At 67.1% G+C, this 13,640-nt stretch carries 10 protein-coding genes; 8 read left to right on the top strand and 2 right to left on the bottom strand.

The genetic code is table 11. The features are described 5' to 3' along the window. Nucleotides 1–241: 241 nt before the first annotated feature. The 8 genes from rsmB (at nucleotide 242) to EBN1_RS07930 (ending at nucleotide 12,180) form a co-directional block, all read left to right on the top strand. Nucleotides 242–1,522, top strand: coding sequence for a 16S rRNA (cytosine(967)-C(5))-methyltransferase RsmB (rsmB, locus tag EBN1_RS07965; RefSeq protein WP_041646016.1), 1,281 nt, complete (start codon nucleotides 242–244; stop codon nucleotides 1,520–1,522). After that, nucleotides 1,482–2,075, top strand: a complete 594-nt coding sequence (locus tag EBN1_RS07960) for a DUF4390 domain-containing protein (protein WP_041646014.1) — start codon at nucleotides 1,482–1,484, stop codon at nucleotides 2,073–2,075. Before rsmB ends, EBN1_RS07960 begins: the two co-directional genes overlap by 41 nt. Continuing rightward, nucleotides 2,072–4,192: a sensor histidine kinase gene (locus EBN1_RS07955; RefSeq protein WP_041646012.1), complete on the top strand. Its 2,121-nt coding sequence runs from the start codon at nucleotides 2,072–2,074 to the stop codon at nucleotides 4,190–4,192. Before EBN1_RS07960 ends, EBN1_RS07955 begins: the two co-directional genes overlap by 4 nt. 3 nt (nucleotides 4,193–4,195) lie before the next feature. Beyond that, nucleotides 4,196–5,440 (top strand): sigma-54-dependent transcriptional regulator, encoded by a 1,245-nt coding sequence (locus EBN1_RS07950; RefSeq protein WP_011237426.1) that lies wholly within the window; start codon nucleotides 4,196–4,198, stop codon nucleotides 5,438–5,440. A 79-nt stretch (nucleotides 5,441–5,519) separates the two neighbouring features. Continuing rightward, nucleotides 5,520–6,923: a Trk system potassium transporter TrkA gene (gene trkA, locus EBN1_RS07945; RefSeq protein ID WP_011237425.1), complete on the top strand. Its 1,404-nt coding sequence runs from the start codon at nucleotides 5,520–5,522 to the stop codon at nucleotides 6,921–6,923. 3 nt (nucleotides 6,924–6,926) lie between these two features. After that, nucleotides 6,927–8,384: a TrkH family potassium uptake protein gene (locus tag EBN1_RS07940; protein ID WP_011237424.1), complete on the top strand. Its 1,458-nt coding sequence runs from the start codon at nucleotides 6,927–6,929 to the stop codon at nucleotides 8,382–8,384. Nucleotides 8,385–8,483: 99 nt separating this feature from the next. Further along, nucleotides 8,484–9,554, top strand: coding sequence for a uroporphyrinogen decarboxylase (gene hemE / locus EBN1_RS07935; protein ID WP_011237423.1), 1,071 nt, complete (start codon nucleotides 8,484–8,486; stop codon nucleotides 9,552–9,554). 454 nt (nucleotides 9,555–10,008) lie between these two features. Next, nucleotides 10,009–12,180: a primosomal protein N' gene (locus EBN1_RS07930; protein ID WP_011237422.1), complete on the top strand. Its 2,172-nt coding sequence runs from the start codon at nucleotides 10,009–10,011 to the stop codon at nucleotides 12,178–12,180. Between the two features lie 37 nt (nucleotides 12,181–12,217). Here the strand turns inward: EBN1_RS07930 and can are convergent, their stop codons facing one another. Together can and EBN1_RS07920 are read right to left on the bottom strand one after the other, a co-directional pair. After that, nucleotides 12,218–12,877: a carbonate dehydratase gene (gene can, locus EBN1_RS07925; RefSeq protein WP_011237421.1), complete on the bottom strand. Its 660-nt coding sequence runs from the start codon at nucleotides 12,875–12,877 to the stop codon at nucleotides 12,218–12,220. A gap of 19 nt (nucleotides 12,878–12,896) precedes the next feature. Continuing rightward, on the bottom strand, nucleotides 12,897–13,631 hold the full coding sequence (locus EBN1_RS07920) for a uracil-DNA glycosylase family protein (protein ID WP_011237420.1): 735 nt from the start codon (nucleotides 13,629–13,631) through the stop codon (nucleotides 12,897–12,899). Nucleotides 13,632–13,640 lie beyond the last annotated feature (9 nt).

Raw genomic sequence — 13,640 nt, 5'->3', positions numbered from 1 at the left:
ATATTGTTCCGTGGGAGCGACTGACGCCGAAGGATTGCAATCCTCCAACGATGCGCCGATAAACGCCTTGCCGGGCGCGGAATTATCGCGCTGCAGTATTACAATGGCGCGACGCACTGCATCAGCAGACGTTGCCAAATTACCTGAGTACTTCGCCTCGCGTAGCTTGCGGGGCAGGGTGCCATCCAGCAAAGTTTCGATTCCCGTGACCCTTTCCTCCCGACCGGCCAAAGGCCGCCCCGTGCTTCCGAGCGACGGTCTTGGCTACGCCCTGCTGCAAGCGGCATCTCTCGTCGAAACGGTCCTCGGAGGTGCCAATTTGACCGAGGCTTACGAGCGGCTGTTGCGCGCGAATCCGGGCTGGCCGGATGCGACGCGCGGTGCGGTGCGCGATCTGGCATGGGGAACGCTGCGCGACTACGGGCGTGGCGACGTCGTCCTGCGCCGCCTGTTGCACAAACCCTTGCCGGTCGCGCTGCATGCCCTGTTGCTGGTTGCGCTGCATCGCCTCGAGCACCGTCCGGATCAGGCGCACACGGTCGTGGACCAGGCGGTCGATGCGGCGGCAGTTCTCGCGCCGGGGCTCAAAGGCGTCGTCAACGGCGTGTTGCGCAAGCGGCTGCGCGACGAGCACGAGCTGGCGGCGCTCGTCGAAGCGGATGAGGCGGCGCGCTATCGCCATCCCGCATGGTGGGTGGCGCAGGTACGTGCTGCCTGGCCCGGCGACTGGGAGGCCGCGCTCGAAGCGGGCAACCAACGGCCTCCGATGGCGCTGCGAGTCAATCGCACGCGAGCGAGTGTCGAGGCGGTCGAAGCGGAACTGCGTAACGCCGGAATCGGCTCCCGGCGGCTCGCGAACGATGCGCTCGTGCTCGACAAGCCGGTGCCGGTCGCGAGCCTGCCGGGTTTCGCGACTGGGCGCGTTTCAGTGCAGGACGCGGGAGCGCAGTGGGCAGCGCGGTGGCTGGATCTCGCGCCGGGCCAGCGGGTACTCGACGCGTGCGCGGCGCCGGGCGGCAAGGCTGCCCATATCCTCGAGACGAAGCCGGTCGAACTCGTCGCGCTGGAGCTCGATCCGAAACGCGTCCAGCGCATCCGCGACAACCTCGAGCGCCTCGGCCTGGACGCGCAAGTGCTGAGGGCCGATTGCCGCGCTCTCGACACGTGGTGGGATGGCCGGCCGTTCGACCGCATTCTTGCCGATGTTCCCTGTTCGGCGTCGGGTGTCGCGCGCCGGCATCCGGACATCAAGTGGCTGCGGCGACGCGAGGACGTCCGCCGCTTCGCCGCGCAGCAAGCCGACATCGTCGACGCGCTGTGGCCGACGCTGGCGCCCGGTGGCAGGATGCTTTACGTCACCTGCTCCGTTTTCAACGAAGAAAATACAGCCCAGATCGCGCGGCTGAGTGCCCGCCATCCCGATCTCGAGCGGCTCGAAATCGACGGCCGGCTCGAGCGCCAGTTGCTGCCTGCTACGGACCATGACGGTTTTTTCTACGCGCTCCTCGGCAAGCGTCGCTAAGCTGCTGCGAGCCGCGCTGCTCGCGCTGGTCGTCGGCCTGCTGCCGCTGCCGGCGGTCGCGGAAGGGGATATCGGTTACGCCGAGATCGTCGCGAGCGAAGAGGGTTACGTGGTCAACGCCGACATCGACCTCGACCTCAACGAGCGGCTGGCCGATGCGGTGACCCATGGTGTATCGCTGTATTTCACCGCCGAATTCATCGTTGAGCAGCCGCGCTGGTACTGGTTCGACGAGACTGTCGTCGAGCGCTCGCTGAATTTCCGCCTTTCGTACCACGCGATCACGCGCAGCTTCCGCCTGTCGGTCGGCAACTTCCACCAGAGTTTCGACACGCTGGATTCGGCGGTGCGGACGATGTTGCGGATCCGCAACTGGCAGATCGTCCCGATCGACGAACTCGATACGGGCGAATCGTATCGTGCCGCGTTGCGCTTTTTCCTCGACACCAGCCTGCTGCCGAAGCCGTTCCAGGTCACCGCACTCGGCAGCCGGGACTGGAACCTCGGGACCGACTGGATGCGGTGGACGTTCCTCGCCGGTGCTCCGCGATGAAACGGGTCCTGCTGATCGTCGTCGCGGCGCTCGCCGGCATCTCGCTGTTTTTGCTGGCGTCGGCGAGTTCGAACACCGAGCTCTTCGCCAAGAGCTATCCGTATCTGCTCGCGATCAACGGCGCGGTCGCCGTCGCCCTCGGCGGGCTGGTCGGTTTCCAGCTGCGCGCGCTGTGGCGCGAGTACCGCGACCGCCAGTTCGGCTCGCGGATCAAGTACCGGCTGATGCTGATGTTCGCCCTGATGGCGCTGGTCCCCGGCATCATCGTCTATGCGGTATCGCTGCAGTTTGTCGTCCGCAGCATCGAGTCGTGGTTCGACGTGCGCGTCGACTCCGCGCTCGAAGGCGGCATTGCGCTGGGGCAGAACGCGCTCGACTACCTGGCATCCCAGGTCGGTGACAAGGCCCAGGACATGGCGCTGGAACTCGAAGGGATGACGCCCGTCTCGCCGACTTTGCTGAATCGCCTGCGCGAACGTGCCGGCGTCAGCAGCGCCTCGGTGATCGGCTCCAACGGCCAGGTGCTGGTGACCGTGTCGGGCGAGTTCGGCGGTTTCCTGCCCGACCTCCCGACGGTCGCGCAGCTGCGCCAGGCGCGCCAGACTCAGCGCTATCACATCGTCGATACCCGGCCCGGGGACGGGTTGAGGATCCGCGTCGTGGTGCCGATTCCGTCGCGCATCCTCACTGCCGAGTCGCAGTATCTGCAGCTGACGCAGCCGGTCCCGGAAACGTTCGCGCGCCATGCCGAAGCAGTCCAGGAAGCGTACCGCGAATACCAGCAGCTCACGCTCGGCCGTACCGGGCTGAACCGCATCTACACGCTGACGCTGACGCTGACGCTGCTGCTCGCGCTGCTTGCGGCGGTCGCGGTCGCGTTCATCCTGTCACGCCGCCTCGTCGCGCCGCTGCTGATCCTCGCCGAAGGCACGCAGGCCGTCGCACAGGGCGATTTCAGCCCGCGCCAGGCGCTGCCGGCGCACGACGAGCTCGGTGTGCTGACGCAGTCGTTCAACCGCATGACGCGCCAGCTCGTCGAGGCGCGCGATTCCGCCGATCGCAACCGCGCCGCAGTCGAATCTGCGCGTGCCTATCTCGAAAGCGTGCTCGCGAACCTGTCGACCGGCGTGCTCGCGTTCGCCGGGGATGGTACATTGCGCGCCGCGAACGCCGGTGCGATGGCGATCCTCGAGGACGAGCTGACAGGTTTCGAGGAGGTGTCATTGGCGCAGTGGCCGCGCCACCAGAGTTTCCGCGACGCACTGCTGAAAGGTTTCGATGAGCATGACGGCGACTGGCACGAACAGGTGGACTTGCCCGGCGCCGACGGCAGCACGCAGACGCTGCTGATCCACGGTGCACGCCTGCCGACCGCTTCCGGCGGCGGCCTCGTCGTCGTTTTCGATGACATTTCCCGGCTGGTCGCCGCTCAACGGACTGCCGCCTGGGCGGAAGTCGCGCGCCGGCTCGCCCATGAAATCAAGAATCCGCTGACGCCGATCCAGCTGTCGGCCGAACGCCTCGCCTACAAGCTCGCCGACCGGGTCGATGCGGAAGGGCGCGAGATACTCGAACGGGCGACGCGCACGATCATCAACCAGGTCGAGTCGATGAAGAATCTCGTCAATGGGTTCCGCGATTATGCGAGACTGCCGGGCCCGGTCATCGGCAGCGTCGACCTCAATGCACTGATCGCCGAGATCCTGAATCTCTACGAGAGCTCGCCGGTGCATGTGCGCGCCGAGCTCGAGCGCGGCCTGCCTGCCGTGGCGGGCGATGCGACCCAGTTGCGGCAGGTCATCCACAATCTGCTCCAGAATGCCGAGGATGCGCTGGCCGAACAGGACGACGGCGTCGTGACGCTCGTCACGCGCGGGGAAGGGGACCACGCCGGGCTGCTGATACGGGACAACGGGCCGGGCTTCCCGGCAACTGTGCTGGCCCACGCGTTCGAGCCGTACTTCACGACGAAGAGCCGCGGGACGGGCCTCGGCCTCGCGATGGTGAAGAAGATCATCGACGAACATGGTGGAGAAATCCGCCTGATGAACAGAGACTCCGGGAGTGCCGAAGTCCGCATCCGCTTGCGGCTCGCACCCCAGACCAGCGACAAGTGACCCATGGCGAACATACTCATAGTTGACGACGAAGTCGGCATCCGCGAGCTGCTCTTCGAAATACTCAGCGACGAAGGGCACGACATCGTGCTCGCGGAGAACGCTGCCGCGGCTCGCACCGCGCGCAACGCCGCGCGCCCGGACCTGGTGCTGCTCGACATCTGGATGCCCGACACCGACGGCATCACGCTGCTGAAGGAGTGGTCCGCCAACGGGCAGCTGACGATGCCGGTGGTGATGATGTCCGGCCACGGCACGATCGACACCGCGGTCGAGGCGACGCGCATCGGGGCGATCGACTACCTGGAAAAGCCGATCGGCCTGCAAAAACTGCTCGCCGCGGTGAAGCGCGGGCTGCAGCGCCCGGCCGCACCGGGTGCGCCGTCGCCGCTGACGCTCGCCGCCTTTACCCGTTCGGTGCCGCTGCGCGAGCTGCAGCGGCTGATCCAGCAGGTCGCGGTGACTTCCCGCGTGCTGCTGTTGCGCATCGGCGCCGGCAGCCTCGCGGAGCTCGCGGGGCGCAGTTTCCAGGCAAAAGGGGCGCCTTGGCTGGATCTGTCCACGGTGTCGCCGCCGCTCGACGTCAACCAGCTGCAGGCCTGCCAGGGGGGCGTCCTGTTCGTGCCCGAACTGTCGCGGCTGGCGCGCACCCAGCAGAAGAACCTGGCGTTCGCGCTCGAGCGCCTCGAGCGCTACGACCTGCGCCTTGTCGTCGCGACCGACCACACGCTTGAGGCGCTGGTCCGCGAGGGGTGGGAGGAGTCGCTCGTCGCGCGGCTGTTCGAAGTCAGCCTCGCGCCGCCGTCGATCGCCGACGTGCGCGACGACCTGCCCGAACTCGCGGCACAGCTGCTGCTGCATCTGGTCGAGGCGGGCGAAGTGCCGCGGCGGCAGTTTTCGACCGGCGCGCTAAATACGTTGCGCGCACAGCCGTGGAGCGGTGGATACAACGAACTGCGCGCCGCGGTGAAGTCGCTCGCGCTCGGCACGCTCGACGAGGAGATCGGCATCGCCGACGTTCGGCGGCTGCTGATCCCCTCCACCGAAGGTCACGTCGGCGTGTCCCTGGACCAGCCTCTGCGCGAGGCGCGCGAGGCGTTCGAACGACTGTACTTCGAGCATCATCTGCGCCTCGAAGGCAGCAACATGACTCGGCTGGCCGAGAAAAGCGGGCTCGAACGCACCCATCTGTACCGCAAGCTCAAACAGCTCGGCCTGCAGGCCGGACGCCGGAGCGAGGAAAATTGAACCCGGCCAGCGGCACGAACTGCGGCTTCCCGGCCGCTGACGGGCGCGCCTCCGCAATGCGCTCCAGGAGATCCCGGCGGTGAAGATCATCATCCTCGGCGCCGGGCAGGTGGGCGCCTCGGTCGCGGAAAACCTCGTCTCCGAAGCGAACGACATCACCCTCGTCGACACCAACCCCGAGCACCTCGAAATCCTGCGCGACCGCCTGGAGCTGCGAACCGTGCTCGGCAACGGAGCGTCGCCTCAGGTGCTGCGCGACGCCGGTGCCGATGACGCGGACCTGTTGATCGCGGTGACGCAGTCGGACCAGACGAACCTCTGTGCGTGCCGCGTCGCGAAGACGGTGTTCAACCTGCCGACGCGTATCGCGCGACTGCGCTCGACCGATTTCGTCGAGCATCCGGAGCTGCTCAACAGCGACAACTTCGCGGTCGATTTCTCGATCTGCCCGGAGCAGATCGTCACCGACTACATCAAGCGCCTAATCGCATTTCCGGAAGCGCTTCAGGTGCTGGAATTCGCCGACGGCGTGCTCAGCCTGATCTGCGTCACGGCGTTCGAAGGCGGGCCGCTGGTGGGCCATCCGCTGAAGGCGTTGCGCTACCACATGCCGAATATCGAAGTGCGGATCGCGGCGATCTACCGCCATGGCGAACCGCTGATCCCCGAAGGGGATACGACGATCCTGCCCGGCGATGAAGTGTTCTGCCTCGCCGCGACGGTGCATATCCGCCAGGTAATGCGCGAGATGCGCCGCTCGGACCGGGTCACACGACGCGTCATGATCGCCGGCGGCGGCAACATCGGCCTGCGGCTCGCGCGTTCGATCGAGGGGGACTACAACGTCAAGGTGCTCGAAGTCGACAAGCACCGCGCCGAGGCGATCGCAACGCAGCTGAGGCGGGCGCTGGTGCTGCGCGGCGACACCACCGACGAGAAGCTGCTCGAGAACGAAGGCATCGACGAGGTCGACCTGTTCCTCGCGCTGACCAACGACGACGAAGACAACATCATGTCGACGTCGCTGGCGAAGCGGATGGGTGCGCGCCGCACCCTGGCGCTGATCAACCGCCGCAGCTACGCCGACCTGGTGCAGGGGGGGCCGATCGACATCGCGATCTCGCCGGCGCAGACCTCGATCGGCTCGCTGCTCGCGCACGTACGGCGCGGCGACGTGGTGGCCGTGCACAGCCTGCGTCGCGGCGCGGCCGAAGCGCTGGAGATCATCGCGCACGGCAAGGAGAAGGACTCGAACGTCGTCGGCCGCACGATCGAGAACATCGCGCTGCCGAAGGGCGCGACGATCGGGGCGATCGTGCGCGAGGAGCGGCGTCCCGACGGCAAGGTGATGCGGCGCGGCGTCGTCATTCCGCACCACGACACCGTGATCGAAGGCGGCGACCACGTGATCGTGTTCTGCACGCACAAGAAGCTCGTGCGCCAGGTCGAGAAGCTGTTCCAGGTCGGCTTCACGTTCCTGTAGATCATGCGCAGCTACTTCCCGGTCCTCAGCGCCCTCGGCCTGATCGTGACGATGTTCGGTGTGCTGATGGGGTTTCCGCTCGCGGTGTCGTTTTTCCTTGACGACGGCGCGACTCGCGCGTTCGATCACGCAGTGCTTCTGACCTGCGCAGTCGGGGTCGTGCTGTTGGCGCTGACGCGCCGCGTCAAGCGCGACCTGAAGCCGAGCGACGGCTTCCTGCTCGTCGCGCTGACGTGGGTCGTGACGCCGGTCTTCGGCGCGATTCCGCTGTTCGGCTATGTGCCCGGTCTGTCCGTCATCGATGCCTACTTCGAGGCGGTGTCGGGCCTGACCGCGACCGGGGCGACGATCCTCAGCGGCCTCGACCGGATGCCGATATCGATCAACCTGTGGCGCACCTTCATGCACTGGATCGGCGGCATGGGCGTCATCGTGCTGGTGGTTGCGATCCTGCCGCTGCTGGGGATCGGCGGCCGGCAGCTGTTCCGCGCCGAAGTGCCGACGCCGATGAAGGAGTCGAGCCTCACGCCGCGCATCACGGAGACGGCAAAAGGCCTGTGGACAGCCTACATCCTGCTCACTGCCGCCTGCGGGCTTAGCCTGTGGCTCGCCGGCCTCGACGGCTGGGAAGCGCTGATCCACGCGTTCTCGGTGACGGGCCTGGGGGGCTTCTCGAGCAAGGACGCCTCGCTCGGCCATTTCAACAGCGTGCCCGTCGAGATGGTCGCGATCACGTTCGCGCTGCTTGCGGGACTGAACTATGCGACGCACTACCTCGCGCTGGTGCGCCGCAGCGCGCGCCCGTACCTGTCCGATCCCGAATTGCCGTTCTATTTCGGCGTGCTGCTCGCGAGCGTCGCGGTGCTGACCGCCTATCTGATGAGCGTCGAGGCCCACGCCGGCTTCCTCAATACGCTGCGCTATGTCGCGTTTCATGTCGTGTCGATGTCCACGTCGCTCGGGCTCACGATCTACGACTACACGCTGTGGCCGATGTTCGCGCAGATGTGGATCCTGTTCCTCGGCAGCTTCATCGCCTGTTCCGGTTCCGCTGGCGGTGGCATGAAGATGATGCGGGCGATCATCCTGTACAAGCAGGTGTACCGCGAGATCGTCCGCTCGCTGCACCCGAATGCAGTGCATCCGGTGCGCCTGGGGAGCCAGCCGGTGTCGGAGGACATCCTGCACGCAGTGCTGGGTTTCAGCTTCATGTACATGGTGAGCATCGTCGCGTTGACGCTGGTGCTCACGGCCACCGGCCTCGACATCATCACCGCTTTTTCCGGGGTCGTCGCATGCCTCAACAACACCGGCCCCGGACTCGGTGCGATCGGCCCGGCGTCCAATTACGCCGGCCTCAACGATTTCCAGACCGCGACACTGGCGTTCACGATGATTCTCGGACGACTCGAAATCTTCACGCTGCTCGTCGTGCTGACGCCCGTGTTCTGGCGGCGCTGAGGCGGACCCGCCGCGCCATTGCAGGGCGGGGTCGGCATGACGCCGCAAAACGCGGATAATTGCGCTTTGCCTCGAACCGGCAGACTAAAGGACGTAACCGTGAGCCGTCTCCAGAACGATACTTTCCTGCGCGCGCTGCTGCGCCAGCCCACCGACTACACGCCGCTCTGGATGATGCGCCAGGCCGGGCGTTACCTGCCCGAATACTGCGAGACGCGGCGCCGCGCCGGCAGCTTCCTGGACCTGTGCAAGAGTCCGGCGCTCGCGTGCGAAGTCACGCTGCAGCCGCTGGCACGCTACGACCTCGACGCGGCGATCCTGTTCTCGGACATCCTCACGGTGCCGGATGCGATGGGACTGGGGCTGTACTTCGCCGAAGGCGAAGGCCCGCGCTTCGAGCGCCCGCTGCGCGACGAATGGGAAATCCGCAACCTGGTCGCGCCCGATCCGCACGCCGAACTGCAATACGTCATGGATGCGGTCGCCGAGATCCGCCGCGCGCTCGGTGGCAGCGTGCCGCTGATCGGTTTCTCGGGCAGCCCCTGGACGCTCGCCTGCTACATGGTCGAAGGCGGCTCGTCCGACGACTATCGCCGCATCAAGACCATGGCCTATACCCGGCCCGACCTGCTGCATCACGTGCTGCGCGTCACTGCCGACTCGGTCGTCGCCTACCTCAACGCGCAGATCGAATCGGGGGCACAGGCGGTGATGGTGTTCGATTCCTGGGGCGGCGTGCTGTCGGAAGCGGCTTATCGCGAGTTCTCGCTGCCCTACCTCGAGCGCGTCGTCGCCGGCCTGATCCGCGAGCGCGACGGCGAGCGTATACCGAGCATCGTGTTCACCAAAGGCGGCGGCCTGTGGCTCGAGAGCATCGCCGCGATCGGCTGCGATGCGGTCGGACTCGACTGGACAATGGATATCGGCCGTGCCCGCGCGCTCGTCGGGGACAAGGTTGCGCTGCAGGGAAATCTCGATCCGGCGATCCTGTTTGCACCGCCCGAAACGATTGCGACCGAGGCGAAGCGAGTGCTCGACGCGTTCGGCCCGCACCCCGGGCACGTGTTCAACCTCGGCCACGGCATCTCGCAGTTCACCCCCCCTGAGGCGGTATCGGTGCTCGTCGACACCGTGCATCAGCACAGCCGCAAATTGCGCGGCGGACGCTGAGCGCGGTATCGGAAACTGCCCCACCCCCCGGCCTGTCGCGCTGCGACGGGTGGTTTCCGTTCCCGGGAGCGGTGCCTTCACGACATCGGAGGCCCTGCGCCGAACGGCGGCTGTCAAGAAGAAAATATTTAGAAACAGCTTGACTTATGCACACTGTGCCGTTCCGGGCCGAAACTGTGCCACAAGCGCTCCCGATATTACGCTCCTAGAATAAGTCACTGAAAATCATGAAGAAAAATTTGCTCAGTGTTAAGGCAAAGTGACTGAATGGCTTGCTGCATACCGGATTCAGGGCGTTTCACCCAAGCTGTTCACAAAGTTATCCACAGAATATGTGGACAAGCCGCTTAACGGTAATCCGGTAGATACCAGCTTCGATTTTTCACGCCGCGACCTGACTGCTTCGGCAGGTTTTTGAGCGCACAAGAAAGACCCACGAAGGTCTGAATCAGACATGCGGATCGTTCGCGTTTCCCTGCCGGTTCCTCTGCCGCAGCTTTTTGACTACACGTCTGAAGATGCGACCGAAGGGGATGTCGGGCGTTGCGTCCGCGTGCCATTCGGGCGCGGCGAGAAGAGCGGCGTCATTGTCGCGATTGCAGACGATTCCGCGATCGAGGCCGCGCGGCTGAAAGCCGTACGCCACGTCCAGCGCGAAGTCGCGCCCCTGCCGCGCGACTGGCTCGAACTGGTCGCGTTCGTCGCGCGCTATTACCACGCGCCCCTCGGGGAAGTCATCGCGCTGGCGCTGCCGCCGGGCCTGCGCCGTGCGGACGCGGTCAGCGACCGCGAAGCGGATCCGCTGCTCGACGTCGGCGACGCAGGCCGCGCCGCGCTTGCGGTGCCACGGCGGCCAAGCCGGGCGCTCGCGCTGCTGCGCGATCTGGTCGCGCTCGGCGTCGTGCGGCACAGCGTGGTGCGGGCGCTGCCGTCCGGTGACGCGCTCGCCGACGCGCTGCGCCGCGGCTGGATCGTCCCCGTGCGGCGCACCAATCCCGCCGACGCCGCAGGTGAACTGCCGCAGCTGACGGCCGAGCAGGGTGCGGCGATCGACGCCGTGCTCGCCGCCGGCCCGGGCTTCGTGCCGTGGCTGCTGCAGGGGGTCACCGGCAGCGGCAAGACCGAGGTCTATCTGCGGCTTGCGGCCCGTACGCTCGAAGCCGGCCGCCAGGTGCTGATGCTGGTGCCGGAGATCGCGCTGACGCCACAGCTCGAAGCACGCGTCGCCGGCCGCTTCCCGTCCGCAACCGTGATCAGCCTGCATTCGGGACTCGCCCCCGGCGCGCGCTCGCGCGGCTTCGTGCAGGCGCTCGAAGGCCGCGCCGACATCGTGCTCGGCACGCGGCTGGCGGTGTTCGCCGCGCTGCCGCGGCTGGGGCTGATCCTCGTCGACGAGGAGCACGATGCGTCGTACAAGCAGCAGGAAGGGGTGCGCTATTCGGCCCGCGACGTCGCCGTGTGGCGCGCGCGGCAACGCGACGTGCCGATCGTGCTCGGTTCGGCGACGCCGTCGCTCGAGAGCTGGCAGCATGTGCGGGTCGGGCGTTACCGCGGCCTGCGCCTGTCCGTACGCGCGGTCGCGAGCACGCTGCCGGCGGTGCGCCGCATCGACACGCGGCGAGCGCGCCTCGACGAGGGGCTCAGCCCGGCGCTGCAGGCGGCGATCGGCGAGCGCCTTGAGCGCGGCGAACAGAGCCTCGTGTTCATCAACCGCCGCGGCTACGCGCCGGTGCTGTCGTGTCCATCCTGCAGCTGGGTGAGCCCGTGTCCGCACTGCTCGGCGAACCTCGTCGTGCATCTCGCCGACCGCCGGCTGCGCTGCCACCACTGCGGCTGCGACAGTGCGATCCCGCGCGTCTGTCCGGTGTGCGGCAACCAGGACATCCAGCCGTTCGGCCGGGGCACGCAGCGCATCGAGGCGCGGCTGGTCGAGCTTTTTCCTGACGCCCGCGTGCTGCGCGTCGACCGGGACTCGGCGCGCACGCGAAAGCAGTGGGAGGCGATGCTCGCGACGATCGCCGCCGGCGAGGCCGACATCCTCGTCGGCACGCAGATGATGGCGAAAGGGCACGATTTTCCGCGACTCACGCTGGTCGGCGTGGTCGGCGCCGACGCCTCGCTGCACGCGGCCGACTTCCGCGCGCCCGAGCGCCTGTTCCAGCAGCTGATGCAGGTCGGTGGGCGCGCCGGCCGCGCGCACCTGCCCGGCGAAGTGCTGATCCAGACCGAATACCCGGAACATCCGCTGTACCGCTGTCTGGTGCGCCACGACTTCGACGCCTTTGCCGCGCGTGCGCTCGACGAGCGCCGCCAGGCGGGGTTCCCGCCTTTCACCCATCAGGCGATGCTGCGCGCCGACGCGCCGGCGCTCGACGACGCGATGAAATTCCTCGCCCATGCTCGCCGCCTCGCGCAGGACAGCGCGCCCGAAGGACTGCAGGTGTTCGACGTCGTGCCGATGCGCATGACCCGTCTCGCGCGCCGCGAGCGCGCGCAGCTGCTCGTCGAGGCCGGGGAACGGGCGCTGCTGCAGGAATTCGTCGGCCGCTGGATCTGCGTCCTGCGCGCCCAGCGGCTGCCGCGCGACCTGCGCTGGCAGCTCGATGTCGACCCGCTGGAAGTGTGATCCGCGATGAAGCGGGCCGGCCGCAACTGCCCCGGTCTCAGCGGGGCTTCGTGCGCAGCGCAGCGTTCACCGCGTCGCGGTAACGTTCCAGCGCTTCGCTGCGGCACGTCGCGCTGACTCCCAGATCGCGCACCAGCCCGTCGCACAGGCCGTAGCACCAGCCGTGCAGCATCACCGGCTGGCCGCGTTCCCACGCTTCGCGCAGCACCGAAGTCTGGCTGATGTTGACGACCTGCTGCATCACGTTGAGCTCGCACAGCTGGTTGATGCGCTGCAGCGGATCTTCGATCGCCGCCAGCATCGTCTCGTGCAGGTCGCGCACGTCCTGCACGTGGCGCAGCCAGTTGTCGATCAGGCCGAGCCGGCTGTTGTTGAGCGCCGCACTCACGCCGCCGCAGCCATAGTGGCCGACGACGAGGATGTGCTTGACCTGCAGGACGTCGACGGCGTACTGGATCACCGACAGTGCGTTGAGATCGGTATGGACGACGACGTTCCCGACGTTGCGATGGACGAAGACCTCGCCCGGTGCGAGGCCGATGATCTGGTTTGCCGGCACACGGCTGTCGGAGCAGCCGATCCACAGGTATTGCGGCGACTGCTGGTTCGCGAGGCGGCGGAAATAGGCGGGATCCTCGCCGCGGATGCGCTCGGACCAGTTGCGGTTATTGGTGAACAGCTGATCGATTTCGTGCATCGTTTCGTCTCGGCAGTGATTAGGAGGGAGTCCAGATGTCGAGTGCTTCGAGCTGGCGGGTCGCCGCTTCGGCCCAGCCACGGTTCGCTGTCGGGTTGGCCGGGCTCGGGTGGAGGATGCGCGCGACGCGCAGCGGCCGGCCGGCGAGCACCTCCGCGGCACGGCTTTCCGCCCAGGCGCCGACCCCGATCACCCATTCCGGTTCCAGTGCATCGACGACGCGGCGCAAGTGTTCGTCGCAGGCCGCCAGCAGTGGCCCGGATTCGGCGGGTGGAAGCTTGTCCGGCGTGAGGTTGCGGCCTTCGGCGAAAAACGTCAGCGGGCAGTAGTTGGCGACGAAGTGGCTGGCGAAGAACGCTTCCGGCGTGCCGAAGCGTTCGCGGAACAGTCCCCACAGGCGGCGCCCGCTGACTTCGGAGCGCGGGCACGCGAAGCCCTCGACCGGACGCTTCGGGTTTTCCTCTGCTGGTTTGCCGATCGCGCCGGCCAGCCCGAGCCAGTCGCGCACCGCTGCGACTTCGCCGAACGGCACGCCGGTCTGGGTCATGCCGAACGGGCCCGGATTCATGCCGATGAACAGCACCCGCTTGGGCCCGGCGCCATAGCGGCGCAGATAGCTCTCGTGGATCGTCCACGCGTAGTCGAGCGGGTTGTAGACGTGGCTGACGGGGGGCGCGAAGCGCATGCCGTCGACTTCCCGGGCCAAGGTGCGGGCAGCGGCGATCAGGGTGCGGACGGAAGGGGCGGTCGTCATGACATGTGG

This window comes from Aromatoleum aromaticum EbN1 (genome assembly GCF_000025965.1).
GTDB classification, from domain to species: Bacteria; Pseudomonadota; Gammaproteobacteria; order Burkholderiales; family Rhodocyclaceae; genus Aromatoleum; species Aromatoleum aromaticum.
The sequence above is the reverse complement of the archived record's forward strand: the minus strand, read 5'-3'. Positions and strand labels throughout refer to the sequence as shown.

Excerpts from the sequence above, each read along its gene's own strand:
- EBN1_RS07950 (WP_011237426.1), top strand. The coding sequence starts at position 4,196 with ATGGCGAACATACTCATAGTTGACGACGAAGTCGGCATCCGCGAGCTG.
- EBN1_RS07960 (WP_041646014.1), top strand. The coding sequence starts at position 1,482 with ATGACGGTTTTTTCTACGCGCTCCTCGGCAAGCGTCGCTAAGCTGCTG.
- EBN1_RS07940 (WP_011237424.1), top strand. The coding sequence starts at position 6,927 with ATGCGCAGCTACTTCCCGGTCCTCAGCGCCCTCGGCCTGATCGTGACG.
- EBN1_RS07920 (WP_011237420.1), bottom strand. The coding sequence starts at position 13,631 with ATGACGACCGCCCCTTCCGTCCGCACCCTGATCGCCGCTGCCCGCACC.
- EBN1_RS07955 (WP_041646012.1), top strand. The coding sequence starts at position 2,072 with ATGAAACGGGTCCTGCTGATCGTCGTCGCGGCGCTCGCCGGCATCTCG.
- EBN1_RS07930 (WP_011237422.1), top strand. The coding sequence starts at position 10,009 with ATGCGGATCGTTCGCGTTTCCCTGCCGGTTCCTCTGCCGCAGCTTTTT.
- can (WP_011237421.1), bottom strand. The coding sequence starts at position 12,877 with ATGCACGAAATCGATCAGCTGTTCACCAATAACCGCAACTGGTCCGAG.